General features: G+C 60.2%; 21 protein-coding genes. 5 read left to right on the top strand and 16 right to left on the bottom strand.

Annotation, left to right across the window (positions count from 1 at the left end):
• Positions 1 to 3: 3 nt before the first annotated feature.
• A complete protein-coding gene (locus FHX05_RS06150; RefSeq protein WP_183870965.1) occupies positions 4 to 2,322 on the bottom strand; it encodes a bifunctional salicylyl-CoA 5-hydroxylase/oxidoreductase in 2,319 nt (772 codons plus the stop codon).
• Between the two features lie 297 nt (positions 2,323 to 2,619).
• On the opposite strand from FHX05_RS06150, the gene FHX05_RS06145 reads away from it, so the two are divergent.
• A complete protein-coding gene (locus tag FHX05_RS06145; protein WP_183870964.1) occupies positions 2,620 to 4,233 on the top strand; it encodes an AMP-binding protein in 1,614 nt (537 codons plus the stop codon).
• 34 nt (positions 4,234 to 4,267) lie between these two features.
• On the opposite strand, the gene FHX05_RS06140 is transcribed toward FHX05_RS06145, so the two are convergent.
• The 7 genes from FHX05_RS06140 to FHX05_RS06110 form a co-directional block, all read right to left on the bottom strand.
• On the bottom strand, positions 4,268 to 4,831 hold the full coding sequence (locus FHX05_RS06140) for a VOC family protein (protein ID WP_183870963.1): 564 nt from the start codon (positions 4,829 to 4,831) through the stop codon (positions 4,268 to 4,270).
• Positions 4,832 to 4,900: 69 nt separating this feature from the next.
• On the bottom strand, positions 4,901 to 5,755 hold the full coding sequence (locus tag FHX05_RS06135; RefSeq protein ID WP_183870962.1) for an ABC transporter ATP-binding protein: 855 nt from the start codon (positions 5,753 to 5,755) through the stop codon (positions 4,901 to 4,903).
• Positions 5,752 to 6,624 carry an ABC transporter ATP-binding protein gene (locus FHX05_RS06130; RefSeq protein ID WP_183870961.1) on the bottom strand — a complete coding sequence of 291 codons (873 nt, stop codon included), beginning with the start codon at positions 6,622 to 6,624 and terminating at the stop codon, positions 5,752 to 5,754. Before FHX05_RS06130 ends, FHX05_RS06135 begins: the two co-directional genes overlap by 4 nt.
• The gene (locus FHX05_RS06125) at positions 6,621 to 7,514 is read right to left on the bottom strand and encodes an ABC transporter permease (protein WP_183870960.1); all 894 of its coding nucleotides are present in this window, start codon (positions 7,512 to 7,514) and stop codon (positions 6,621 to 6,623) included. The genes FHX05_RS06130 and FHX05_RS06125 overlap by 4 nt, the downstream gene beginning before the upstream one ends.
• On the bottom strand, positions 7,507 to 8,514 hold the full coding sequence (locus FHX05_RS06120; protein WP_183870959.1) for an ABC transporter permease: 1,008 nt from the start codon (positions 8,512 to 8,514) through the stop codon (positions 7,507 to 7,509). The genes FHX05_RS06125 and FHX05_RS06120 overlap by 8 nt, the downstream gene beginning before the upstream one ends.
• A 230-nt stretch (positions 8,515 to 8,744) precedes the next feature.
• Positions 8,745 to 10,280, bottom strand: a complete 1,536-nt coding sequence (locus tag FHX05_RS06115; RefSeq protein ID WP_183870958.1) for an ABC transporter substrate-binding protein — start codon at positions 10,278 to 10,280, stop codon at positions 8,745 to 8,747.
• Between the two features lie 82 nt (positions 10,281 to 10,362).
• Entirely contained in the window at positions 10,363 to 10,521 is a 159-nt protein-coding gene (locus FHX05_RS06110) for a hypothetical protein (protein ID WP_183870957.1), read from the bottom strand.
• Positions 10,522 to 10,637: 116 nt separating this feature from the next.
• Here FHX05_RS06110 and FHX05_RS06105 point away from each other — a divergent pair, with 116 nt between their 5' ends.
• Positions 10,638 to 12,791, top strand: a complete 2,154-nt coding sequence (locus tag FHX05_RS06105; RefSeq protein WP_183870956.1) for an indolepyruvate ferredoxin oxidoreductase subunit alpha — start codon at positions 10,638 to 10,640, stop codon at positions 12,789 to 12,791.
• Positions 12,792 to 12,800: 9 nt separating this feature from the next.
• Complete coding sequence (locus FHX05_RS06100) at positions 12,801 to 14,360, top strand: indolepyruvate oxidoreductase subunit beta family protein (RefSeq protein ID WP_183870955.1); 1,560 nt, start codon at positions 12,801 to 12,803, stop codon at positions 14,358 to 14,360.
• A 49-nt stretch (positions 14,361 to 14,409) separates the two neighbouring features.
• Here the strand turns inward: FHX05_RS06100 and FHX05_RS06095 are convergent, their stop codons facing one another.
• From FHX05_RS06095 to FHX05_RS06085, 3 genes are all read right to left on the bottom strand, one after another.
• Positions 14,410 to 14,916 carry a MarR family transcriptional regulator gene (locus FHX05_RS06095; RefSeq protein ID WP_112334973.1) on the bottom strand — a complete coding sequence of 169 codons (507 nt, stop codon included), beginning with the start codon at positions 14,914 to 14,916 and terminating at the stop codon, positions 14,410 to 14,412.
• A gap of 27 nt (positions 14,917 to 14,943) precedes the next feature.
• Complete coding sequence (locus FHX05_RS06090) at positions 14,944 to 16,533, bottom strand: NAD(P)/FAD-dependent oxidoreductase (protein WP_183870954.1); 1,590 nt, start codon at positions 16,531 to 16,533, stop codon at positions 14,944 to 14,946.
• A 71-nt stretch (positions 16,534 to 16,604) separates the two neighbouring features.
• Complete coding sequence (locus tag FHX05_RS06085; RefSeq protein WP_183870953.1) at positions 16,605 to 17,387, bottom strand: cyclase family protein; 783 nt, start codon at positions 17,385 to 17,387, stop codon at positions 16,605 to 16,607.
• A gap of 390 nt (positions 17,388 to 17,777) precedes the next feature.
• Between FHX05_RS06085 and FHX05_RS06080 the strand changes: the two genes are divergently transcribed.
• Together FHX05_RS06080 and FHX05_RS06075 are read left to right on the top strand one after the other, a co-directional pair.
• A complete protein-coding gene (locus FHX05_RS06080) occupies positions 17,778 to 19,346 on the top strand; it encodes an NAD(P)/FAD-dependent oxidoreductase (RefSeq protein WP_183870952.1) in 1,569 nt (522 codons plus the stop codon).
• A 97-nt stretch (positions 19,347 to 19,443) separates the two neighbouring features.
• Positions 19,444 to 19,959 (top strand): MarR family transcriptional regulator, encoded by a 516-nt coding sequence (locus FHX05_RS06075; RefSeq protein WP_112604390.1) that lies wholly within the window; start codon positions 19,444 to 19,446, stop codon positions 19,957 to 19,959.
• 64 nt (positions 19,960 to 20,023) lie between these two features.
• Here the strand turns inward: FHX05_RS06075 and FHX05_RS06070 are convergent, their stop codons facing one another.
• The 5 genes from FHX05_RS06070 to FHX05_RS06050 form a co-directional block, all read right to left on the bottom strand.
• Complete coding sequence (locus tag FHX05_RS06070) at positions 20,024 to 20,698, bottom strand: amino acid ABC transporter permease (protein WP_112334969.1); 675 nt, start codon at positions 20,696 to 20,698, stop codon at positions 20,024 to 20,026.
• Positions 20,699 to 20,791: 93 nt separating this feature from the next.
• A complete protein-coding gene (locus tag FHX05_RS06065) occupies positions 20,792 to 21,589 on the bottom strand; it encodes an ABC transporter substrate-binding protein (protein ID WP_112399211.1) in 798 nt (265 codons plus the stop codon).
• A 79-nt stretch (positions 21,590 to 21,668) separates the two neighbouring features.
• Positions 21,669 to 22,877 (bottom strand): pyridoxal phosphate-dependent aminotransferase, encoded by a 1,209-nt coding sequence (locus FHX05_RS06060; protein ID WP_246698845.1) that lies wholly within the window; start codon positions 22,875 to 22,877, stop codon positions 21,669 to 21,671.
• 188 nt (positions 22,878 to 23,065) lie between these two features.
• Complete coding sequence (locus tag FHX05_RS06055; RefSeq protein WP_183870951.1) at positions 23,066 to 23,848, bottom strand: aldolase/citrate lyase family protein; 783 nt, start codon at positions 23,846 to 23,848, stop codon at positions 23,066 to 23,068.
• 169 nt (positions 23,849 to 24,017) lie between these two features.
• Positions 24,018 to 25,298 (bottom strand): cysteine desulfurase-like protein, encoded by a 1,281-nt coding sequence (locus FHX05_RS06050; protein WP_183870950.1) that lies wholly within the window; start codon positions 25,296 to 25,298, stop codon positions 24,018 to 24,020.
• Positions 25,299 to 25,304 lie beyond the last annotated feature (6 nt).

The raw sequence follows: 25,304 nt of genomic DNA, 5'->3' as shown, positions 1-25,304 counted from the left end.
TCCTCACTTAGCCGGTGCTGCCGTGGCTGCGCGGGCGAGGTTGATTTCATACTGGCTCTTGCCGGAAAGATATTGCTTCGGCCAGGGAATGGAAGTCAGGCCGATCTTGGAGGCTTCGTGCAGTGACCAGGCCGGATCGGCCAGATGCGGGCGGGCAATGGCGCAAAGATCGGCGCGGCCCGCCGCAATGATCGAATTGGCGTGATCGGCCTCGGAGATTGCACCGACGGCGATCGTCGGGATGCCGATCTCATTGCGGATCTTGTCGGAGAAGGGCGTCTGGAACAGGCGGCCGTAAACCGGCTTTTCCTGTTTCGATACCTGGCCTGAGGAGCAGTCGATCAGGTCGGCGCCGGCTTCCTTGAACATGCGCGCGAAGATCGCCGCATCTTCCGGTGTGTTACCGCCGTCAGTCCAGTCATGGCAGGAGAGGCGGATCGAGATCGGCTTGCCCGCTGGCCAGATCGCGCGCATTGCATTGAATATCTCCAGGGGATAGCGGGCGCGGTTTTCATGGCTGCCGCCATACTCGTCGTCGCGCAGATTTGTGAGCGGCGACAGGAAACTCGACAGCAGATAGCCGTGGGCGCAATGCAATTCCAGCCAGTCGGCGCCGGTCTCAATCGCCAGTTCGGTCGAGCGGATGAAGTCCGCCTTGACGCGATCCATATCGGCGCGATCCATGGCCTTCGGCACCTGACTGTTCTTGAGATAAGGGATTGAGGACGCCGAAATCAGCGGCCACCCGCCTTCGGCAAGCGGCTGATCGATGCCTTCCCAGGCAAGTTTCGTCGCACCCTTGCGACCGGCATGGCCGAGCTGGATGCCGACCTTGGCGGCGCTGTTCATGTGAACGAAATCGATGAGCCGCTTCCACTGCGCGACCTGCTCCTCATTCCAGAGGCCGAGGCATCCGGGGGTGATGCGGGCATCGGGCGTGACGCAGGTCATTTCCGCGAAGATCAGCCCTGCGCCGCCAAGGGCGCGAGAGCCGAGATGGACGATATGGAAATCGTTCATCACGCCGTCTTCAGCCGAGTACATGGCCATCGGCGAGACCACGATACGGTTGACGAGCTGGACCTCGCGCAGACGATAGGGCGTGAACATCGGCGGCAGGCAGCGGTCGTTACCGACCTCAAGGCCGGATTTTTCGGCAAACCAGCGCTCATAGCCTTCAAGCCAGGTCTTGTCGCGCAATCGAAGATTTTCGTGGCTGATGCGCTGGGAGCGCGTCAACATCGAATACATGAATTGCGGCGGCTCGAGCGTATCGGCATAGCGGCGGCCGACGACTTCGAACCATTCCATCGCATTGCGGGCGGCGTTCTGGATGCGGGCGACGTCGACGCGGCGGATTTCTTCATAGGTCTCGAGGACTGCCGGGATTTTGTCCTTCTCGTGCCCGTGGATCTGGAACTGACGGGTGAGCTCGATGGCATCGTCAATGGCAAGCTTGGTGCCGGAGCCGATCGCGAAATGCGCCGTATGGGCGGCATCACCCATCAGCACGACATGGGAGTTGCCGTTGAAATGGCTCCATTTGCCGCAGATCAGGCGGTTGAAATTCAGCCAGGCCGAACCGCGGATATGGCGGGCATTGGTCATCAGCGAAGCGCCTTCGAGCACTTCGGAAAACAGGTTTTCGCAGAAGGCGATGGAGCCGTCCTGATCCATCTTGTCAAGGCCGTGGGCGAGATAGGCTTCTTCCGTCGTCTCGACGATGAAGGTCGAGGTCTTGTCGTCGAACTTGTAGATATGCGCCTGGAACCAGCCGTGATCGGTGCGGCGGAAATCGAAGGTGAAGGCGTCGAAAAGCTTGTTGGTGCCGAGCCAGATATAGCGGTTCGGCCGGGTGATCATATCCGGCTGGAAGACCTCCGGATAGTGGTTGCGAATGCGCGAATTGAGGCCGTCCGAGCCGACGACCAGATCGGCATCCGGATAGTCGAGATCGGAATTGACGTCCGTTTCGAAGATAAGCTCCACGCCGAGCGCCTCGCAGCGGCGCTGCAGGATGTTCAAAAGCTTCTTGCGGCCGATACCGACGAAGCCGTGGCCCGAGGTGCGTTGGCGCGTCCCCTTGAACAGGACCTCGATATCGTCCCAATGGTTGAAGGCGTCCTCGATTTCGGCGGCACTTTCCGGGTCCCATTCCCGCATCGAAACCATGGTCGCATCGGAAAAGACAACACCCCAGCCGAAAGTATCATAGGGGCGGTTGCGCTCGACGACGCGGATGGAGTGCTCGGGATGGAGCTTCTTCATCAGAAGCGCGAAGTAGAGCCCTGCGGGGCCGCCGCCGATACAGACGATGCGCATCGCTTTTCCCTCCTCGTCAGACCGAAGCCGACCTCAAAATCATTTAAACTTAAAATATCTTGTCGATGCCATTCGTCAAGGCTTTTTCTGTTCGGATTTGCGGAGGGCTGATGGTCACAACATCGTGAAAATTGAGAATTTTCTTTTTAAATCAATGGGAATTTAAAAATAGTTTATGCTTAAAATTTCTTGCTTGAACATTGCGGGCTTCAGTGCGATCTTTTTTAGCAACGCCACATGCGCCGCGGGGAAACGGCTGTCGTGGCGATTGATCGATAAGAATGCGGGAGCAAGGCGATGCTGGGACCGACTGGTCATACCGATACATTCACGCGAGACAATCTGCCGCCTTTCGACGAATGGCCCGAACTGCGAATGGAGGGTTTCGACTATCCGGAATGGCTGAATGCCGGCTTCGAACTCAGCGACCGGATGGTGGAGAAGGGTTTCGCCGATCACGTTGCCCTAATCGGCAACGGCCGCCGCCGCACCTACAAGGAGCTGGCGGACTGGACCAACCGCATCGCGCACGCGCTCATCGAGAATTTCGGCGTCAAGCCCGGCAATCGCGTTCTCATCCGCTCCGGCAACAATCCCGCCATGATCGCCTGCTGGCTGGCGGTGACGAAGGTCGGCGCTGTTGCCGTCAATACCATGCCGATGCTGCGGGCAGGCGAGCTTTCGAAGATCATCGACAAGGCGGAAATCTCATTCGCGCTGTGCGATACAAGACTGCTGGAAGAGCTTGTCGCGGCGGCCAAGGACAGCCAGTTTTTGAAACAGGTTGTCGGCTTCGACGGCACCGCCAACCACGATGCGGAACTCGACCGCATTGCGCTCAACAAGCCCGTTCGCTTCGAGCCGGTGAAGACCGGGCGGGATGATGTGGCGCTGCTCGGTTTCACCTCCGGATCGACGGGCGTGCCCAAGGCGACCATGCATTTCCATCGCGATATCCTGATTATCGCCGATGCCTATGCCAAGGAAGTGCTGCAGGTGACGCCGGATGACGTCTTCATCGGCTCGCCACCGATTGCCTTCACGTTCGGACTCGGAGGTCTGGTCATCTTCCCCTTGCGCTTCGGCGCATCGACGGCGCTGCTGGAAAACGCTTCGCCGAAGAACATGGTCGAGATCATCCAGGAATATGGAGCGACCGTCAGCTTCACCGCACCGACGGCCTATCGTGCCATGCTGGCGGCGATGGAGGAGGGGGCGGATCTGTCTTCGCTTCGCATTGCCGTTTCCGCCGGTGAGACGCTGCCGGGGCCGATTTTCGAGGAATGGACGCGCAAGACCGGCAAGCCGATCCTCGACGGCATCGGCTCGACCGAGATGCTGCATATCTTCATCTCCAATCATCTCTCCGACGCCAAGCCGAATTGCACGGGCAAGCCGCTGAAGGGCTATGAGGCCCGTGTCGTCGATGACGGGATGAACGAGGTTCCGCGCGGGACCATCGGCAAACTCGTCGTTCGCGGGCCGATCGGCTGCCGCTATCTCGCCGACCACAGGCAGGCCGATTACGTGCGAGATGGCTGGAACCTGACGGGCGACAGCTTCATTCAGGATGAGGACGGCTATTTCCATTTCGCCGCCCGTTCCGACGACATCATTCTTTCGGCCGGTTACAATATTGCCGGGCCGGAAGTCGAGGCAGCCCTTCTTTCGCATGCCGACGTGCTCGAATGCGCTGTGATCGGCAAACCGGACGAGGAACGGGGTTATATCGTGCAGGCGCATGTCGTGCTGGTGCCTGGGGTCACAGGGTCGGATCTACTGGCTAAGGCGCTGCAGGATCACGTCAAGGCCGTTATTGCGCCTTATAAATATCCTCGTTCCATCGTCTTCGTCGACGCTTTGCCGAAGACGGAATCCGGCAAGATACAGCGCTTCCGCCTGCGGAACTAGGAATGCCGCAAGGCGAACGTCATGACGCGTTGATTTATTTGCCCGGATCTTTCGGGCTCCACAGCACGGTTTCGGCGTCCTTTTCGTAAGCCATGCCCTTGGGGTAGCTGATAGCCTCGAACTGCAGGCCCCAGGGTGCCTGGAAATAGAGGATCGAGTGGCCAGCTGCTGGACCGTCTGTAATGTGCAATGGCCCTAAGCGCGTCGCAACGTTTCTGCTGTCTAGATAAGCTTTTGCGGCGTCGATATCGTCGACATAAAGCGAGATGTGAAACGCGCCGATATCGCTGTTCTTCTGCTTGAGGTCCCGCTGATCGGGCGCCGAATATTCGAACAGTTCGATGTTCGATCCGAAACCGCATCGCACCTGGGTTATCTGCTTGATTTCAGCCTTGGGATCGACACCAAGCAAATCGGTCATGAATGTGCCCGTATCATCGGCAAACGGGCCGAACGACATAACGACCTCGCAGCCGAGCACGTTTTCGAAGAAGTCGACCGCCTGCTTCATATCCGGCACCGTCAGTCCTGTATGGTCGTGGCCACGAAGACCGGGCAAGCCCGTGGTTTTTGTTGCTGCTGAAACAGGATCCGTCATAGGGTCTTTCCTTTCCATATGCCGATGTTGTTGCAGTCTCGCTAACACCTGCAGCACAATTAATAACCTTTACGCAACGGGCGCTTCTTCCATCAGGTTTTCGCGACCAAGCCAGTGCGGGTCGACTTCCGGCAGGGGAATGGCGTCGAGCAGCATGCGGGTATAGGCGGAGGCGGGTGCGGTGAAGACGCGCTCGCAATCGCCTTCTTCTTCGACGCGACCATGGCGCATGACATAGACGCGGTCGCAGACGGCGCGAATGACGGAAAGATCATGGCTGATGAAGGCCATCGAGAGGCCAAGATCGCGCGAAAGTTCCTTCAGCAGATTGAGAACCTGTGCCTGCGTCGACACATCGAGGCCGGAGACGATCTCGTCGGCGAGCACGAAATCCGGCTTCAGCAGAGCCGCGCGCGCGATGCCGATGCGCTGGCGCTGGCCGCCCGAGAGCTCATGCGGATTGCGGTCGAGGCAGGCCTGCGGCAGTGTCACGCGTTCGAGGATTTTGGCGACATGGCGCTCTGCCTCTTTTCTGTCCGAAGCCAGCCTGTGCAGCAGCAGTGGCTCGACGAGGATGCGGCGGATCGTGTGGCGCGGATTAAGCGAGGCCATCGGATCCTGAAAGATCATCTGCATGCGGCGGCGCAGCGGCCGCATCTCTGAATCGGGCAGATGCGTGATGTCTCGGCCGTCGAAATGAATGCTGCCTGCTGTCACATCGATCAGCCGCAGCAGGGCGCGGCCGAGCGTCGTCTTGCCCGAGCCGCTTTCACCGACAATGCCAATCGTTTCACCACGACGGATATCGATGTCGACACCGTGCAGCACCTTGATGCCCAGGCCAGATGGGCCGAAAAGATGCGGCCTGGCGCCATACGTAACCTCGATGCCTCTGGCCGAAAGGAGAGTATCGGAAACGCTCATCGGCTTCCCTCCGGGATGCCGATCTCGCGGCGCAATTGTTCGAAAACGGCTTGCGGCACCGGCGTCAGCCCGGCATCCGGTCGGTCGTAGCGCGGCCCGGCCGATATCAAGGATTTTGTATAGATGTGCTGAGGATGCGCCAGCACGTCGCTCGTGTGCCCCTCTTCGATCACCTTGCCGGCGTAAAGCAGGGTCACACTGTCGCAGATCTGGGCGACGACGCCGAGATCATGCGTGACGAAGATAACTGCGGTGCCGTGCGCTTCCTGCAGGCCGCGGATCAGCCGCAGGATCTGCTTTTGCACCGTGACGTCGAGCGCCGTGGTCGGCTCGTCGGCGACGACCAGCTTCGGCTCCAGCGCGAAGGCGGCGGCGATCAAGATGCGTTGACGCATGCCGCCCGACAATTCGTGGGGATAGGCGCGCAATACACGCTCGGGATCGCGAATATGCACTTCTTCCAGCAGCTTCAGCGCGCGACGGTGGGCATCACTTGATGACAGGCCCCGCTTAAACCGTAGTCCGTCGGTCAACTGAGCCTCGATGCGGCGGCCGGGATTGAGTGCCGTCTGCGGGTCCTGCGGGATCAGCGAGATCTCGCTGCCCATGATGTCTCGCAATTCCTTGGCGGAAAGCGTGAGTAGATCGCGGTTTTCGAACAGGATCGAGCCATTCGTGACGCGGACGCTGCGCGGCAGGATGCCGAGCAGGGCCTTGGCAATCGTCGATTTTCCAGCACCGCTTTCGCCGACCAGCCCGCGCACTTCGCCGCGTTCCAGGGTCAGGGAAACATCACGCAGGATCGGTGTGCCGCCCTCGCGGTCGGATACGGCGTTGAGGCCGGTAATGGAGAGGAGTGGAGATGTCATCGGCGCATTACCGGATCGAGGGCGCGGCGCAGGCCATCGCCGAGTTGATTGAAGGCAAGCACCGCCGCAAAGAGCGCGATCAGCGGTACTACCAGCACCCACCAGCCTTGATAGATCATCTGACGCCCCTCGGCGATCATGCCGCCCCAGGTCGGCGTGTCCGAGGAGACGGAGAGGCCGACGAAGGACAGGATGGCCTCGACGATGACGGCAATCCCCATCTCCAGGCTGACAAGCGCGATCAGCACCGGCATGACATTGGGCAGGATTTCGCTGAAGAGGATTCTAGCCCGCGAAAAGCCGATTGTATGGGCGGCCGTCACATAGTCCATATGCGCCTGTGCCTGGGTTTCGGAGCGCACGACGCGACAGAAGCGGGTCCAGTCGATGATGACGATGGCGGCGATGACAGAGTGTACGCCCGAACCGAAAACGGCGACCAGCAGGATCGACAGCAGCACGGGCGGAAAGGCCATCCAGATATCGACGAGGCGGGAGATCACCTTGTCGATCCAGCCGCCATACCAGCCGGCGAGAAGACCGAGGAGCGTGCCGATAAACGCCGCGAGGCCGGCCGCGACGAAGGCGACTGTGAGGGCGATGCGCGTGCCGAAAATGGCGCGGGACAGCACGTCGCGGCCGAGATCGTCCGTCCCCAGCAGGAAGCCGGGATCGGAACCCGCGATCCATGCCGGCGGCAGGGTACCGGACATGAGGTCCTGCTCCAGTGGATCCTTCGGTGCGATAAAGGGTGCGAAGATTGCGAGGATGAGCAGGATGAGAATGAAGCCGCCGCCGAAGATCACCTTCGGTTCGGAGAGCAATGTCCGAAGGCGTTTCGCCATTCTGGAGGGCGAGCTCGGCATGGCGGGCGAGGTGATGTCAGCCATGGGCGAGCCTCGGATTGAAGGCCGCGACCAGAAGATCGACCGCCAGATTGACGAGAATGAAGAGGGCGCCGAAGACAAGGACAAGCCCCTGGATCAGCGGCAGGTCGCGGTTGATGACCGCGTCGATCGCCATGTTGCCGATGCCGGGATAGGCGAAGATGCGCTCGACGATGACGGTGCCCCCGATCAGGAAGGTGAACTGCACGCCGGTCAGCGCGATGGTCGGGCCGACGGCATTGCGCAGCGCTTCCTGCAGCACGAGACGCAGCTCGGACATGCCCTTCAACTTGGCAAGCAGGATATAGTCCTGCACCATGGCCTCGGAGAGTGCGGCTTTCAGCACGCGGGCGATGATGGCGGCGAGCGGCAGGCCGAGCGCCAGCACTGGCATGACCATATGGGCTGATATATCGGCGAAGATCCGGAAACGGAACGTCAGCAGGCTTTCGAGGAGATAGAAGGGAGTGGCGAACTGCACGTCCGTGCTCGGATCGATGCGGCCCGAGAGCGGGAAGAGCGGAAACAACACGCCTAGAACGAGGACCAGTGCGAGAGCCCAGACGAAATCCGGCACTGCCAGGAAAAGGCCGTTCAGGCTGTCGATGACCGGTTCGAAAATCGTGCGGCGGGCAAGTGTGCCGACAATGGCGATCGCACCGCCGAGAAGAACTGCCAGCGCCAATGCAGCGAAGGCCAGTTCCAGCGTTGCGGGGAGACGCTCTCCGAGCAAAGAGAGTACATCGCGCTTCAGGGAAATCGATATCCCAAAATCGCCTGTCAGAACCGATTTCAGCCAGAGCCAGAATTGGGTCGTGAGGCTTGCATCGAGACCGTAATGGGCGCGCAGTGCGGCGATATCGGTAGGGCTTGCGCCCGGCGAGATCATCATCGCGATCGGATCCCCGGGTACGACGCGCAGCAGGACGAAGACGATCACCGCCACTCCGAAGAGGGTGATCGCGGCCATGATCAGCCGGTTGAGAATGGAGACTGCTATCATGCGTTATGAGTTCCGATCGCATGTGCTGACTGTAACATGGAGAGTACAGGCCCCTCATCCGGCCTATCGGCCACCTTCTCCCCGTTTTGACGGGGAGAAGGGGATAGAAGCACCCGGAGCCTTCCTTCCGACCGTTTTTCCAGACGAGGGTACAGAGGTCGTCCCCTCTCCCCGTCAGAACGGGGAGTGGGCTAGGGTGATGGGCAGCCACATACTCAAAGCCTGATGCATCAAGCCTTCGACACGAGCGTCGGCTGCAGGGCGCCGGAGACGTTAGGCGTGACCTTGAGGCTCGACTTGTAGACGATCGGCTGGGCATATTGCAGCAGCGGGATCACATAACCCTGCTCGGCAATATATTTGATCGCCGCCTTCCAGCCGGCAATGCGCTTCGTTTCGTCCTTTTCCACCCAGAGCGGTCCCAGCATGTCGTCGACATCCTTGGTCTTCCAGGCAGAGTGCGGCGAGGGTCCGAACATGGCGAAGCCGGTCGATGTCGTCGGATCGCCGATGGCGTTGCCCCAGTTGTAAAAGGCGGCCGGTCCGAGCTGGTGGGCGGCACGCAGTTCGTAGTGCTTGGCGATTTCGTAGACTTCGATGTCAGCCTCAATGCCGACCTTACGCCACATGCCGACGATCGCCTGGATCATCTCGTAATCCTTCGGCTTGAAGCCGCGGGTCGTCTTGATGGTGAATTTCACCGGCTTTTCCGGCGAATAGCCGCTGGCGGCCAGGAGCTTCTTGGCCTGCTCCGGATCGTAAGGGATTTTGACGGAGGCGTCGTAGGCCTCATATTCCGGCGCTTCCAGCGTCGATAGCGGCTTGCCGTAGCCGCGCAGCAGCCGCTTGATGATCGCTTCCTTGTCGATCGCCATATTGGCAGCAAGACGGACGTTCTTATCGAGCATCGGGTCGACATTGCTGATGAAGATCATGCCGATATCGGAGATGGGGGTGGCGACGCCTGATAGCCCCGACTTCTTCTTCAGCCTGTCAAAATCCTCGTAGGGGATTTCCAGCGTCACGTCGGAAGAGCCGGATTCGATTTCGGCGACGCGGCTCGTCGTATCCGGCACGAATTTGAAGATGACGGTATCGAAGGCCGGCTTGCCGCCGAAATAGTTCGGGTTTGCCTTCAGGCGCAGATAGGAATTGCCCTCATAGGCGTCGACCATATAGGGGCCGGTGCCGATCGGCTTCTTTTCGAAGCCCTGCGCGCCCACCTTGTTGTAATAGTCCTTCGGCAGAATATAGCCTGTCAGGAACGCCATCCACTTGAAGAAGGTCGGCTCGAAGCGAACGACATCGCCGGTGATGCGGTTGCCTTCTACCTTGTAATTGTTGGCTGTCGACCAGATGAACTGGATCGGATTGCCGGTGTCCTGCTTGGCGGCGCGCTCCAGCGACCAGACGACGTCGTCGGGCGTAAACTTGGAGCCGTCATGCCAGGTCACCCCTTCGCGGACATCCATCCAGACCTTTGTCTTGTCGTCGTTCCAGCCCCAGGCCGTCAACAGGCCCGGCTGGAATTTCAGGTCCGGTCCCTGGCCGATATACTGGTCGAAGATCGAGCGATAGATCGCCTGGATCGTCGGGTTGACGGCGGATGGGCCTGTCGTCGGATCGAAAGAGGGCAAATTGACGTTGAAGGCGATGGTCAGCGTGCCGGCTTCCGCTGCTTCCACAGGCGTCCTGCCGGCTAAAATCCCAGTTATGAATGCGGCCGCGCCGAGGCTGAGTGCCTCGCGCCGAGTAAGCTTATTCATGGTCACCCCGTTCCCCTGTTAAGCGGCAGAAAAGCATGGCACTCAACTGTCGCTGGCGATTTATTGTCGGAATGTTTTAATCTTAAAATACATATTTTGGAGCGGCAAGCGCTTTCTCTGGTGCTTGTAAGGAATCTGATGCTTTTTTGGCATCCATATTAAATGCGTACGCATATATCTTCGCTGCAACCCAAGGAGCGAAGATTCCGATGTGGAAGAAGGAAGGCAATGGCTTTCCCATTCGAACTTACTCCATAGAGCTGGATTTCATATTTGTTCGTTGACAGTTCAATGAAGTTCAAAATATGATTTTGCAAATGATTTAAAACAAGCCCACAAGGGCAAAGGGGTAACGTCATGGCCGAGCGATCGTTTGCGCGCGAGGTCGAGGATCTGAAGCTCGGGGAAGGCGACATCTTCCGCGGCGAGGGTATTCTCGCGATCACCAAGGCACTTCTGCAATCCGGTGTTTCCTATGTCGGCGGCTATCAGGGCTCGCCGATCTCGCATCTCATGGACGTGCTGGCCGACGCCAAGGACGTGATGCAGGATCTGGGCGTCCATTTCGAGACATCGGCATCGGAAGCGGCAGCTGCTGCCATGCTGTCCGCCTCCGTCATGTATTCGGTGCGCGGCGCCGTCACCTGGAAATCGACGGCCGGTACCAATGTCGCCTCCGATGCGCTTTCCAACCTATCTTCGGGCGGGGTCACGGGCGGCGCACTCATCATTATCGGCGAGGACTACGGCGAGGGCTCCTCGATCATGCAGGAGCGCAGTCACGCCTATGCGATGAAATCGCAGATGTGGCTGCTCAATCCGCGCCCGAACCTGCCGTCGATCGTGCAGGCGGTGGAAGAGGGTTTTGAGCTTTCGGAAGTGTCGAACACGCCGGTCATGCTACAGGTCGGTATCCGCAGCTGCCATGTGCATGGCCAGTTCGTCGCCAAGGATAACAAGCGACCGGCCTATACGCTTAAGCAGGCGCTGGAAAATCCGGTTCGCGACGTCAGCCGCATCGTGCTGCCGCCGGCCTCCTTCCTGCATGAGAAGGAGAAGCTGGAGAAGCGTTGGCCTGCCGCGGTCGATTTCATCAGGAAACGCCAGCTCAACGAGTATTTCGGACCCTCCGAGGGCGATGTCGGCATCATCCTGCTTGGCGGCATGTATAACGGCGTGCTGCGCGCACTGCAGCAGCTCGGGCTTGCCGATGTCTACGGTAATTCCGCCGTACCGCTTTACGTCCTCAACGTCGCCTATCCGCTTGTTGATGATCAGATCGCCGAATTCTGCGCCAGCAAGAAGGCGGTGCTGATGGTCGAGGAGGGGGCGCCCGAATATATCGAGCAGTCCCTAAATACGATCCTGCGCCGCCGCGATATCCAGACAAAGGTCGCGGGCAAGGACGTGCTGCCGATGGGCGGCGAATATACCGCGCCGGTGCTGATGAAGGGCATCAAGAATTTCCTGGAAATCCACCAGCGCGTATTGCTCGGCAACCAGCCGCCGCTGCCGGATCCAATGCCGATCCTCAACGATCCGAAGATCAAGGCGCTCGCCGAAGTCGTGCCGCCGCGGCCGCCCGGCTTCTGCATCGGCTGTCCCGAGCGGCCAATCTTTGCCGCCATGAAGATAGTGGAGAGCGAGCTCGGCCAGCATCACATATCAGGCGATATCGGCTGTCACCTCTTCTCGATCCTGCCGCCCTTCAATATCGGCAGCACGACCATGGGCTACGGGCTCGGGCCGGCAGCTGCCTCGGCCTTCAATGTCGCGGCCGATAAGCGCGTGATCTCCGTCATGGGCGATGGCGGCTTCTGGCACAATGGCCTGGCGACCTCTGTCGGAAATGCCGTCTTCAACAAGCAGGACGGTGTTATCCTCGTCGTCGATAACTATTATTCGGCAGCGACCGGCGGGCAGGACATACCGTCGTCGCGTGCGCTCAACCCGCGCCGCAAGACCAACAATTCCATCGTCAATGCCGTCAAGGGCATCGGCGCGACCTGGGTGCGCCAGATCGACCGGACCTATGATGTCGCCAAGATGCGCGATACGCTGCGTGAGGCTCTGACCTCGAAGGAGCCGGGGCCGAAGATCATCGTGGCTTCCTCGGAGTGCATGCTCAACAAGCAGCGTCGCGTGAAGCCGCAATTCGCCAAGGCGGTGAAGGACGGCAAGCGCATGGTCAAGGAGCGCTTCGGCGTGGACGAGGACGTCTGCACTGGCGATCACGCCTGCATCCGCCTTTCCGGCTGTCCCTCGCTCTCCGTCAAGCATACCGACGACCCGCTGAAGGACGATCCGGTGGCGGCGATCGACAATAATTGCGTCGGCTGCGGCAATTGCGGCGAGGTTTCCGAGGCTGCGGTGCTTTGTCCCTCCTTTTATCGTGCCGATATCATCCACAATCCGACTGGTTGGGATCGCTTCGTCGCCCGCATGCGCTCGGGCATTATCGGCTGGCTGCAGGCGCGTCGCCGTGCCGGTCGCATCGTCTTTTCGGATTGAGAGGGCGAGATGAACGAGCATGTGAGCATGAGTGATCTTGGGACCAGCAGGCTTTCGACGGACAAGCCGCTGTCGCTTGCCATTCTCGCCATGGGCGGGCAGGGCGGCGGCGTCCTGGCCGACTGGATCGTCGGCCTTGCCGAAGCCGAAGGCTGGATGGCGCAGACGACGTCTGTGCCGGGCGTTGCCCAGCGCACGGGCGCGACGATCTATTATATCGAGATGCTGCCGGCACGCGACGGCCACGCGCCGGTCTTTTCGCTGATGCCGACACCGGGCGATGTCGATGTCGTCATGGCGGCGGAGCTGATGGAAGCCGGCCGTTCCGTGCTGCGCGGCCTCGTCACGCCGGACAAAACGCTGCTGATCGCCTCGACGCACCGCTCCTTTGCGGTTGCAGAAAAGGAAAAGCCGGGCGATGGCATCGGCAATGCCGAAGTGGTGGTCGATGCTACGGATTTTGCCGCCAAGCGCACCATCGCTTTCGACATGGAAACGATGGCCGTCAGGAATGGCAGCGTGATTTCGGCCTCCATGTTTGGCGCTTTGGCCGGCTCGGGTGCACTGCCGTTCGGCAAGCAGGCTTTCGAGGCGATGATCCGCGCCGGAGGCAAGGGTATCGAGCCCAGCCTGAAGGCGTTCAATGCCGCCTTCGACAGGGTCAAGGAAAAGCCGCGCGATGCGGTTTACGCGACGCCGCCCAAGCATTTCGATGCGCTGCCTGAGACGGCCGGTCATCCGGCGCTGGACCGGTTGGTCAATCGCATCCGCTCCGAATTTCCCGAAGTTGCCTGGCCGCTGCTGTTTGCCGGCGTCAAGAAGCTGACCGACTATCAAGACCCGGTCTATGCTGACGAATATCTGAGCCGTGTTGCGGCACTCCAGGCGCTGGATCGAAAGGTTGGCGGGGCGAATAAGGATTTCGCTTTCACCGTACAGGCGGCGAAATATGTCGCGGTCGCCATGGCTTACGATGATGTCATCCGCGTTGCCGATCTGAAGGTGCGTGGCTCGCGCTTCGAGCGCGTTCGCAAGGAGGTCGGCGCCAAGGACGACCAGATCGTCTACATGACCGAATACATGCATCCGCGCATGGAGGAGGTCTGCGGCACGATGCCGAAGGCGATGGGCCTATGGATTGAAAACCGGCCGCGGCTGTTTGCCCGGCTGGACCGCTTCGTCAACAAGGGGCGGCGCGTTCAGACGGGCACGCTGTTCTGGTTCCTCGGCCTTTACATGGTCTCGGCGCTGCGCCGTATCCGTCGCGGCACGCTGCGGCACGCACGCGAGGTGGAGCATCGCGAGGCCTGGCTTGCGGCGGCCTCCAACCTGCTGGCCGCGAATTACGATCTCGCCGTCGAGGTGCTCGGCAACCGCCGCCTCGTGAAGGGCTATTCCGATACGCATGCGCGCGGGCTTTCCAAGTTCGATCGGGTCATGTCGGCGCTGCCGCTCCTGCGCGACCGCGAGGATGGAGCCGCCTGGATGCGGCGGCTGCGGCAGGCTGCATTGCTGGACGAGAAGGGCACGGCGCTCGATGGCGCTATGAAGACTGTGGAGACGCTGTGAGGTTGCTGAGAGCACGGTGGCTTATTTCGCCCTTGGGGGCATAAGCCGCTCAGATTTCATGCTTCCTGATATTGTGCAGCACCTTGTGCAGTGTCGAGATGAAGGTGCGGTATTCGGCCTCGTCGACGCCGTCGAACATTTGCAGGAAGAGGTCGTACATGGTCGGCCACACCTTCTCGAAGGCGGCGCGGCCTTCCTCGGTGATGGAGACATCGCGGATGCGCATGTCTTCGGCGCGGGGCTGGCGGCGGATGTAACCCTGTTGTTCGAGCGAGTCCAAAGTGCGGCTCATCGTCGATTGCTCGGTCACGGCGAAGACGGAGAGCTCGTTGATGGTGACGCTGGAGGAGACGCTGAGGACGGCAAGCGCACGCATCTTGGCGGTCGTCATATCGTATTCGCGCAGCTCTTCCGAAAGATTGGCGTTCCAACGCGCCATCAGCCGGTTCATGAGATAGGGCGCGAAGTGATTGAGGCCGATTTCGCCCATGGTCGGGCGCTTCGCGTTCTCATCCCGCGTGCGCCTCAAAACGGTGCCTGAAAACCGTTCCTCCATCGACGAAACTCCTCCTTCGGAAACGTGTTACTTCAGCGATGATGCGAGCAGGAAGCCGGAGCCCCCACCAAGGCCCGCACCGGGATGCGCCGAAGCGCCGATGTGGTAAAGGCCTGATATGTGGGTGCGGTGGTTAACAGATGACTTGAAGGGACGCCAGATGAAAAACTGGTCGAGGCCGCAATAGCCCCCGTAGGGGTCGCCACCGACGAGGTTCATGTTCATCGCTTCCAGATCCGCCGGAGAATAGGCGCAGCGCGCGAGCTTGATGTTTGCAAAATCCTCGATATGGCTCGCAAGCAGAGCTTCGATGCGGTCGGCGTAGCGCTCGCGCACCTCTTCCGTCCAGCGGCCGTCTTCAGGCGTTTCGATTTCGCCCGCGGCATCGCCCTTGATGCGGCGTGGTGCTTCGGGAAGCTGCAGCCAGAGGATCGACTTTCCTTCCGGTGCGCGGCTGGGATCTAGCGCGACAGGCTGCCCGACGCAGACTGTAGGTTCGGCCGGCAGAAGCCCGCGCTCGCATTCATTGGCGGCGCGCGAGACGCCGTCGAGGCCAGGGGTCAGGTGCAGCAGCGCCACCTTGCCGAGTTCGGCATTGGCCTTCCAGCGCGGCGGCTCGGAAAGCGCGTAGTGGATCTGCATATCGCCCTTGCCGTAGCGGTAGCTGGCAACGCCCGATTTAACTTCCGGCGGCAGCGGATCCGGCCAATCCTTCATCAGCCGCTCGTAGAGCTGGTTCGGCGTTACCGAGCAGATCACGCCGGCTTTCGCTTTCAACGTTTCGCCATTCGCAAGACGCACGCCATCGGCGCTGCGATTGTGGTCCGGAATGATGGCCGCGACATCGGCACTCACACGAATTTCACCGCCATGATCGGCAATCAATCGTTCGAAGGCCTTCAGCAGCTTCTCGGCACCGCCCTTGACGATCGGCGCGCCACCCAATTCCAATGCAAAGCCGATCACCTTCAGCATTTCGGCGGAATAGGCGCTTTCAGGCCCGAGGCCGCAATGAAGCACCCACGGCGCCCAGAGCGCATGGATATCCTCGGACCTGTAGCTGGTTTCGAGATAGCCGCGTGCCGGCGTCAAAGCATCGCCAAACCAGGCGGCGAGCTTGCGCAACCCGCGGCTCCAGCCTTGTTTTGCAACAGTCTTCAGGGTCGATCCTGACCACAGCGCACCGCCAAGCAGGGAAAACAGGAATGGCGCGTCGGCCGCAAGTGCTTCCATCTCACGGGAAAAGGTCTGCCCGTCGCCGGGCGACAATTTGTCGAAAGTGGCGATATTTGGCTGTCTGTTCTTGGAAAAGATCACATGCGAACCGTCAGGACGGAGCACGCCCGTGGGGAGCTCGGCATGGGCGAATTCCAGGCCTCGCGCCTCGAGATCCTTGCCGACGGCGCCATAGGCCGGCGAGGTGAGGAACAGCACCATGGTCGTTGCCATGACGTCGTGGATGAAGCCGGGCTGGGTGATCTCCTCGGTGCGCAGGCAACCGCCGATGCGGTCGTTGCGCTCGAGGACGAGCACCTTGTGGCCCTTTTTGCCGAGCATGGCGGCTGCGACGAGCGCATTTATGCCGCTGCCGACGATGATGTAGTCATGATCGCCCATTGCTGCCGCCCCTCATTGGCAAGATGAACAGAAAGGAGGAGCCTGCCCCAGGCTCCCGCCTCTCCAGCCTATCACGCGATCAATGCCAGTGCGCGAACCGGCGAGCCCGTGCCCTTGACGAACTTCAGCGGTGCGGCGATCAGCACTGCGCCCTTGGCCGGAAGCTGGTCGAGGTTGGAGAGGCTGGCGAGGCCATAGCGATTGGCCTTGTGCATAAGGTTGTGCGCCGGGAAGGGCGGGTTCATGCCACCAGCAGAACCGGCATCGGTGCCGATCGTTTCCGAACCCCAGCCGATGATACCCTTGGTGAGCAGATATTCGATCGCTTCTGCCGTCGGGCCGGGAGAATGCGGGCCGTTTTCATCAGCGTTCAGGAAGGTTTCGGTCGAACCGTTCCGCTTGTACCAGTCTGTGCGCAGCAGCACCCAGCTGCCGGGCTCGATCGCGCCGTTCTCAGCTTCCCATTCCTTGATGCTTTCGACCGTCAGCAGATAATCAGGATTGGCGGCGGCTTCCTTGGAGCGGTCGATGACATTGACCGGCGCCACGAAGTTCTGCGGCGGGATGGTGTCGGTCGTGTTGTTCGGATTATCCTTGCCGGTAATCCAGTGGCAGGGCGCATCGAAATGTGTGCCGGTGTGCTCGCCGAGCTCCAGCCAGTTCCAGGCCCAGAACGGGCCGTCCTGGTTGTATTCCGAGATCGTATGGACCTTGACGTTCGGCGTGTTCTTGCCGAACTGTGGCGGCAGGTAGAGCACTGGAGTATCCGGACCGAGCGGTGCGGTGAGATCGACGACCTTGACGGAGCGCGAAAGCAGGGCCGAGGCGAGGCTGGCGAGTGTGGTAGCGGTCATTTTTTTGCGTTCCCCTTGTTGTTGCAGAATCCCGTGCGAAGAGCCTTTTTGCAGGTCTTTTGTTCAGGATCGGGCATGAAATCGACAGACGCGGGTGCCTTTCCTCCTGGCACCGGGTCCGCGTGGCGGCGGAATGAAGGGGAGCCTATGTCACAATATATGATATTGCAAGCATTCGGCTGGGGTTCGCGCCGCCAATTTTGACATAAAATCGGCGGCCATTATGAGTTTGTAAGTTACTGAAGTAAAATGGCATTCCTCGGCGTAATTCGGTGAAATGCTATCAGTGGTTGCCTGAGTCCCCTGTGATTCGCGCCAACAGATACTTGAAGCTTAAAACTCAAAATGTATGCATGTGATAATAATAATCACAAACAAAAGGGGCAGACGATGAGCTATGATGCGATCATAGTCGGGGCCGGTCACAATGGCCTGGCGGCGGCGGTGCATTTGGCCGCCAAGGGCTGGAAAGTCGCCGTGATCGAGCGTAATGCGGAGGCTGGCGGTGCAGTCAAGACGCGTGAGGTGACGCTGCCCGGTTTTCGGCACGATCTGTGCGCCATGAACCTCTCGATGTTCGCCGGCTCGGCCTTCTTTGCGCAGTATAAGAACGAGCTTCTGGCCGAAGGGCTGGGCTTCGTGCCCGCCGCGGATTGCTTCGCCAGCGTCTTTCGCGACAACACCTATCTCGGCGTCAGCACCGATCTGGAAAAGACCGCGGGCGCCATCGCCGAGATTTCACCGCAGGATGCTGCCGCCTGGCGCAATATGCTCTCTACATTCGGTGCGGATGCGCCGCATATTTTCGGCCTGCTCGGCTCGCCCATGCCTTCGATGGCCGCCGCCAGGGTCGTGTGGAAGGCATGGCGCGAAAAGGGAATGGGCTGGATTTATGAGACCGCGCGCATGCTCTTTGCATCTCCACGCGATTTTCTCGATGCCCGTTTCCAGAATACGAAGCTAAAGACGATGATGGCCGCCTGGGGGCTGCATCTCGACTTCACACCCGACGTCGCCGGCGGCGCGCTGTTTCCCTATCTCGAATCCATGGCTAATCAGGCATTCGGCATGGTGATCGGCAAGGGCGGAGCCGATACGATCATCAAGGCGATGGCGGCCGTGCTGAAGGGCAAGGGCGGCGAGCTGATACTCGGCACGCGCGTGGACAAGATCACGACCTCGGGCGGCAAAGCGACGGGCGTTGTGCTGGCCGATGGACGACGTTACGAAGCGAAGCGTGCGGTCATCGCCAATGTCCATCCGCAGATCCTGTTCGGCAAGCTTCTGGATCAGGATCCGGCGCGCCAGGAGTTTGACGGCAAGATCAAGCGCTTCCGCGCCGGACCAGGTACGATGATGATCCATCTGGCGCTGTCGGGCCTTCCGGATTGGACGGCGGGCAAGGCGCTCCAGAATTTTGCCTATGTGCATATCGCGCCGGATCTCGAAATGATGTCGCGTGTCTATGCCGAGGCGATGGGCGGGCTGCTGCCGGCTGAACCTGCCCTGGTGGTAGGCCAACCGACAGCCATCGACCCGTCGCGCGCGCCCGATGGGCAACATGTGCTTTGGATACAGGTGCGCGTCCTGCCGGCGGAATTCCATGGCGATGCCGCCGGTCAAGTCAGCGGCGCGGGTTGGGATGAGATCAAGGATATCTATGCCGAGCGCGTTTTCGATATCGTCGAACGTTATGCGCCCGGCTTGCGCGGCAAGATATTGGGGCGCTCGGTCTTTTCGCCCATCGACCTGGAGCGCGAGAACCCGAATCTCATCGGCGGCGACAACCTCTCTGGCAGTCATCATCTCGACCAGAATTTCCTGTTCCGCCCCGTTGCTGGCTATTCGCGATACAAGACGCCCGTGGCATCGCTCTACATGTGCGGGGCCTCGACATGGCCTGGCGCAGGAACGGGTGCAGGTTCCGGTTTCATGCTGGGGAAAATGCTGGCCAAGTGAGCGCCATATGACTTGACGTTCAAACCTTTGACATTTCAAATATCGTCCCCTAGATCGCTGGGATTAGCGATGCGGAACGATAGGCCGAGGCGACGTTATGACAGAGTCCGAGAGTGCAAGCGTTGATCTGGAGATCATCGTTCAGGGCGCGCAGGAAGGCAAGAAGCTCGAACTGCGGCTCTGGCTGCGGATGTTGTCGACGACCAAGCTGATTTCGCAGGAAATCCGCCGCCGGCTGCGCAATGAGTTCGGAGCGACTTTGCCGCAGTTCGACCTGATGGCGCAGCTCTATCGTGAGCGAGAGGGCTTGCGTCTTGGAGAGTTGTCGAAGCGCACCATGGTCACCAACGGCAACGTCACCGGTCTTGTCGAGAGGCTGGAGGCGGATGGCCTCGTGCTGCGTGTGACACCCGATGGCGACCGGCGCGTCACGGTCGCGAAGCTGACGGAAAAGGGCGAGACCCAGTTCAGCGCCATGGCCGCCGCCCATGAAGGCTGGCTGCGCGACATGATGGCGGATGTGGAGCCCGCGATCGTCAGCGAGCTGTGGCGGGATATCGGCGCGGTGAAGTCATCGGTCAGCAACCATCTTTCCGGCGCCGACTTCGATTGATGGTAAAGCATGTCACGCAAAAGTGTGTAGCGGTTTTGCGGTAACGACATGCGTCAACGAGGGACTATCTCGCCCGCTCGTCCTTGAACTTCTTTTCGAGCACGCTGACGAGGCGGACCATTGGCCAGAGCAGGATGATGTAGATCAACGCGGCCATGATGAGCGGGGAGGGGTTGGCGTAGAAGCCTTGAGCGTTCTGTCCTTCCTTGAGCAATTCGGGAAGGGCCACAGTCGAAGCGAGCGACGTATCCTTGAACATCGACACGCAGTTGCTCGTCGTCGGCGGGATGACGATACGCACCGCCTGCGGCAGCACAACCTTATAGAGGGTGATCAGGAAGGGGATGCCGAGGGCTGCGGCCGCCTCGAATTGCCCGCGCGGCACACTTTCGATCCCTGAGCGAAAGACTTCGGCCGAATAGGCGGCAAGCACGATCGAGAAGCCGAGGATCGCCGACCACCACGCGGAAAAGCTGATGCCGACGAAGGGTAGCGCGTAATAGATCAGGATCAGCACGACCAGCATGGGCATGGCGCGCATGATGTCGATATAGGCGATCGTCAGGAGCTGCAAAGGTTTGGGAGCATAGAGGCGGATCAGGCTGATGACGAGGCCGCCGGTCACGCCGATCAGGATACTGACGACGCCGAGCGCAATGGTCATCCAAAGCCCGCGCAGCAGCTGTGGAAAGGCCGAGATCATGACGTCGGAGTTAAGGAAGGTGTCGACGAAAGACATTGGCACTCCCGCGTGCGAAACGAAGACGAGGTTTCCTACATCCACGCCGGTCGTTGCGACCGGCGTAGTTTCATTTCAATAATGATCTTTTGATCACGCTTTAGGGATGGGCAATTCAGTAACGGTCGAGGAGCCTGCCGGCGCCTTGCCGCCGAACCACTTCTCGTGGATCTTTTCCAGCGTGCCATCCTTCTTCATCGCGGTGATCGCATCGTTGATCTTGGCGACGAGTGGCGAATCCTTGGTCATCATCAGGCCGTATTGTTCGCCGGTCTTGATGCGATCCTTGATGGCGAAGCCCTTGGTCTTGACGAAGAGATACTGCATGCCGGGAATATCGCTGACGACGGCATCGATGCGACCGGCGCCGAGATCGAGGAACATATCCTGCTGCGAATTGTAGCCCTTGACGTCGGCAAAGCCCTGGGCGGCCTTGTTGTCATTGACCCATTTTTCACCCGTCGAGCCCGAAAGCACGCCGATGGTTTTGCCCTTGAGATCGGCAAGCGCCTTGATCGAGCTGCCGTCCTTGGCGGCGACGCCCATATCGGAGTCGTAATAGGGCTGGGTGAAAGACTGCGACTTCAGGCGTTCCGGCGTAATCGTGATGGACGAGATCGCCACGTCGATGCGCTTGGAACTGGTTGCCGCAAACAGGGCCTGAAAGCCGTAGTCGGCGATGTTGGTGGTCATGCCGGCGCGCTTGGCCGCTTCGTTGACGATATCGACCTCGAAGCCTTCGAAGCCGCCATTCGCGGTCTTATATTCGAAGGGCGGGTTGTTTGGATAAGAGCCGACGTTCAAGACATCGGCGGCATAGGCAAAATGGCTTCCGCCGGCGAGGCCGACGGCGGTCGCCAGGATAAGCAGACCGCGACGAGTAATGGACATTTTTTAGTCTCCCTCTGGTTATGGCCGCGGGCTTTTCCTCTCACCCGCGGTGTTCCCGTCCGCCCGACCGGCGGCCGTATCATGTCATCGCGTTGACCATACGATCGAGCGCGATGCGCATCTGTTCGGTTTCGCGGAAGGTGCACATACGCAGGAATGCGCGGGATGCCTCGCCGAAATGGTATCCGGGCGCCAGGCCGACGCGGGCCGTTTCGAGAATGCGCTCGCAAAGCGCCGTCGCATCGGGCTCGCCCTGCAGCGCGAAGAAGGCATACATGCCGCCGCGCGGCTTTTCGGGCAGGATGATGCCCGGTATCTTCGGTAGCTTCTCATAGGCAAGATCGAGGCCGGCCTTGATGCGTTCGCGGATTTCTGAAACCAGCGGCTCGCCTTCGCGCAGAGCGGCAGCGGCACCCGCCTGAACCATGGCCGAGGTGCCGCTATTGATATATTGCGTCATCGCGCCGAGCTGGTCGGCCGCTGCCGATGGGTGCGTCAGCCAGCCGACGCGCCAGCCGGTCATCGCCCAGGCCTTGGAGAAGCTGTTGATCGCGATCACGCGATCGCCGTCTTCGGCCACCTGCAGGATCGAAGGGGCGATGTCGCCATCGAAATAGAGGCGGGCATAGACCTCGTCGGAGATGATCCAGATGCCGGTGCGACGGCTGAAATCGAGTAGCGCCCGCATCTCTTCGCGCGAGGCGGTCCAGCCCGTGGGATTGGAGGGCGTCGACAGGAAGATGGCTCGGGTGCGGGCATCGCAGCGGGCGAAGAGCTTGTCGAGGTCGAGGCGCCAGTCGGTATCGAAATCGAGTGACACGGCGCGCGGCTCGCCGCCGATGAGGTGGATGGCGTTATGGATATTCGGCCATTGCGGCGCGACATAGACAACATTGGTGCCGACATCGACGAGCAGTTCAAGCGCCATATAGAGCGCCTGCATGCCGCCGGGGGCGACTGTCGTGCGCTCGATCGGGATGGGGCGGCCATGCCAGTGTGTCTGATAGTCGGACAGCGCTTCGTTCAGCGTCGCCAATCCGCGCATATTCGGGACGTAGAAGGTTACCCCATCGTCGAGCGCCTTTTTCGCGGCATCCCGGATGAACTCCGGGGTCACGATATCCCCTTCGCCGAACCAGAGCGGAATGACGCCGCCGAGTTCGCGGGCGCGCTTGGCAAGCACGGCGATATTGTCGGTGCGCATGTCGCGGATCTGGGCGCGAATGCCTTCGAGAGCATCGCGGCCCGTCATCACGTTCGGCAGGTTATGCTGCGATAGAAGAGACAAGAAATTTCCCCTGGGAATTCTGCATTGGAGGGTTCAAACGGCTGCGGCAACTTTCGCTTTTGCAACCCCTCAATTTCGAATGGTTATCCAAAAACAACGGCATTTCAAGGACAAATTTTAAGCTTAAAAAGTCTACCTTCCTGCTCAATTTCGCTTTGCCCTTTGAAATGGTAACGCACTGATAGAAATTAGCTTTCCTTGTTCCATGGCACATGCTTGCCTTGTTTTGCGGCATCGACGCCGGCAGCCAGGCTGGCGCCCAGAAACATCGTATCGCTTGCCAGTATGAAGAAGCTGATGCCGGCTTCCGACCACGCGCCGACATCGTCTGCCGAAGGTCGAAAGATGCCGACCGCGCGACCGGCGGACAGTGCGGCTTGCGTGATGGTTCTGATCGCCGCATCGAGCCTGTCCTTGCCAGTAGGACCCATGGCGTCGATCGAAACGGAGAGATCGCCAGGACCGATGAAGATGAGGTCGACGCCATCGACGGCGGCGATCTCGGCGATATTGGCAAGCCCTTCGGCTGTTTCGACCTGGATTGCAAGCACGAGTTCGGCATTGGCCTTGGCGAGGTAATCCGGAATACGATAGCCATAGGCGGCCGCACGACCCGGACCGACGCCACGGGCGCCGAGCGGGGGATAGCGGGTGGCCTTGACGACTGAGCGCGCCTGCTCCGCCGTCGAAACACGGGGCACGAGAACGCCTGCCGCACCTGCATCCAGAACGGCTGCAATATCCTCCGCCGCATGTCCGGGCACGCGGACCATGGCCGGAACGCGATGGACATCGGCGGCGCGGATCAGATCCTCGATGCGCTCGCGGCTGATCTGCGAATGCTCCCAGTCGATGCAGAGGAAATCGACGCCTGAGGCTGCCGTGACTTCGATGGCGACGGGATGCGGAATGGCCGCAAATGTACCGATGAGCAGCTTCTGCTCGATACAGTTCCGGCGAAAATCGCTCATCGTCATCCTCATTTTAGCGGTCTCTCAACGAGGGGTACGTCGAAAGATACAACTGCGAAACGGCTATTTGCTCCGTACTCAGAACAGTTTTCCGTACCGATCCGGCACCGGCACGGGGGCATTGCGGTGGCGGAGTTGTTCGGGCGCCGCCACCGCTCACAGGCACGGTTTACTTGCGCCGCGCCATGATCTCGGTCAGGACCGCGTCAAACCGGGCGATCTCCTCGACCTTGTTATAATGCACCAGCGACACGCGGATGGCACCCGTTTCCATGGAAAGGCCAAGGCGTTTCATCAGGCGCGGTGCGAACATGTGGCCGTCGCGCAGGCCGATGCGCTGCTTGCCCATCTCATCGGCAAATTCCTGCGGCGTGATATCAGGCATGTTGAAGCAGATTGTGGGCACACGCTGTTCCAGGCGGTTTTCGTCGGAGATGCCGTATATGGTGGCGCCGTGGTGCTTCAAAACGGCAATCATCTCACGCGAGAGCATAAGTTCGTACTGACGGATCGCGCCCATGGCGGCGGCAAGCGCCTCACGGCGACTATGGTTACCGGTAGGCAGGAAACGGCGGCCGAGACCTTCCAGATATTTGACCGCCGCGTTCATTCCGGCGACGTTCTCATAGGTGAAGGTGCCGACTTCGATCTTGTAGGGCGGCACGTCCGGAATGAAGTCTTCCTTGAAGGTGGGAAGCTTGACCAGCGCGTCATAGCGGCCCCAGAGGAAGCCCATATGCGGCGAGAAATTCTTGTAGCCGGAGCAGACAAGATAGTCGCAGCCCCAGGCCTGCACGTCGATCAGGCCATGCGGGCCGTAATGGACGCAATCGAGAAAGGTTTCGGCGCCGGCAGCTTGTGCCAGTTTGCAGACACGAGCGACATCGACGATCGTGCCAATGGAATGCGCGGTGACGGTGCAGGCGACAAGGCGGGTCTTGTCGTTAAGCAGCGGCTTCAGGTCTTCCACATGCAGCGTGCCGTCGTCGCGCATGCGCCACCAGACGATCCTGGCGCCATCAGCTTCCAGCGCCATCCAGGTGGCGATGTTGGCATCGTGATCCATGTCGGTGACGACGATCTCGTTGCGCTCGCCCAGCAGCTTGGCAATGCCGAGGCTGACAAGCCGAATGAAGGAGGTGGCGTTCTGGCCGAAGGAGATTTCTTCCGGGCGATAGGCGTTGACCAGCATGGCGACGCTTTCGCGCGCTTCTTCCAGATTGCGGTCGACGCCCTGGCTGTGCTGGTATTTCGCCATGCGCTGGACGTTGAAATCGATGAGGTGATTGGCAACCGCATCGACGACCGCCTGCGGCACCTGTGCACCGCCCGCATTATCGAGAAAGACGAAATCGCCAGCCTTCCGGATGGCGGGGAACATGGCGCGGATCTCGTCGACCGGGAAGCTGTTGTGGCCGGCGAATTGCGATGCGGAAGGGGCGGAGCTCATGGGATC

It is taken from the genome of Rhizobium sp. BK491 (genome assembly GCF_014194925.1).
Lineage (GTDB): Bacteria > Pseudomonadota > Alphaproteobacteria > Rhizobiales > Rhizobiaceae > Rhizobium.
This window is presented reverse-complemented; position numbering and strand designations above follow the sequence as displayed.

Coding starts and splice junctions, on each gene's coding strand:
- FHX05_RS06150 (WP_183870965.1), bottom strand. CDS start 2,322: ATGCGCATCGTCTGTATCGGCGGCGGCCCCGCAGGGCTCTACTTCGCG.
- FHX05_RS06145 (WP_183870964.1), top strand. CDS start 2,620: ATGCTGGGACCGACTGGTCATACCGATACATTCACGCGAGACAATCTG.
- FHX05_RS06140 (WP_183870963.1), bottom strand. CDS start 4,831: ATGACGGATCCTGTTTCAGCAGCAACAAAAACCACGGGCTTGCCCGGT.
- FHX05_RS06135 (WP_183870962.1), bottom strand. CDS start 5,755: ATGAGCGTTTCCGATACTCTCCTTTCGGCCAGAGGCATCGAGGTTACG.
- FHX05_RS06130 (WP_183870961.1), bottom strand. CDS start 6,624: ATGACATCTCCACTCCTCTCCATTACCGGCCTCAACGCCGTATCCGAC.
- FHX05_RS06125 (WP_183870960.1), bottom strand. CDS start 7,514: ATGGCTGACATCACCTCGCCCGCCATGCCGAGCTCGCCCTCCAGAATG.
- FHX05_RS06120 (WP_183870959.1), bottom strand. CDS start 8,514: ATGATAGCAGTCTCCATTCTCAACCGGCTGATCATGGCCGCGATCACC.
- FHX05_RS06115 (WP_183870958.1), bottom strand. CDS start 10,280: ATGAATAAGCTTACTCGGCGCGAGGCACTCAGCCTCGGCGCGGCCGCA.
- FHX05_RS06110 (WP_183870957.1), bottom strand. CDS start 10,521: ATGGGAAAGCCATTGCCTTCCTTCTTCCACATCGGAATCTTCGCTCCT.
- FHX05_RS06105 (WP_183870956.1), top strand. CDS start 10,638: ATGGCCGAGCGATCGTTTGCGCGCGAGGTCGAGGATCTGAAGCTCGGG.
- FHX05_RS06100 (WP_183870955.1), top strand. CDS start 12,801: ATGAACGAGCATGTGAGCATGAGTGATCTTGGGACCAGCAGGCTTTCG.
- FHX05_RS06095 (WP_112334973.1), bottom strand. CDS start 14,916: ATGGAGGAACGGTTTTCAGGCACCGTTTTGAGGCGCACGCGGGATGAG.
- FHX05_RS06090 (WP_183870954.1), bottom strand. CDS start 16,533: ATGGGCGATCATGACTACATCATCGTCGGCAGCGGCATAAATGCGCTC.
- FHX05_RS06085 (WP_183870953.1), bottom strand. CDS start 17,387: ATGACCGCTACCACACTCGCCAGCCTCGCCTCGGCCCTGCTTTCGCGC.
- FHX05_RS06080 (WP_183870952.1), top strand. CDS start 17,778: ATGAGCTATGATGCGATCATAGTCGGGGCCGGTCACAATGGCCTGGCG.
- FHX05_RS06075 (WP_112604390.1), top strand. CDS start 19,444: ATGACAGAGTCCGAGAGTGCAAGCGTTGATCTGGAGATCATCGTTCAG.
- FHX05_RS06070 (WP_112334969.1), bottom strand. CDS start 20,698: ATGTCTTTCGTCGACACCTTCCTTAACTCCGACGTCATGATCTCGGCC.
- FHX05_RS06065 (WP_112399211.1), bottom strand. CDS start 21,589: ATGTCCATTACTCGTCGCGGTCTGCTTATCCTGGCGACCGCCGTCGGC.
- FHX05_RS06055 (WP_183870951.1), bottom strand. CDS start 23,848: ATGAGCGATTTTCGCCGGAACTGTATCGAGCAGAAGCTGCTCATCGGT.
- FHX05_RS06050 (WP_183870950.1), bottom strand. CDS start 25,298: ATGAGCTCCGCCCCTTCCGCATCGCAATTCGCCGGCCACAACAGCTTC.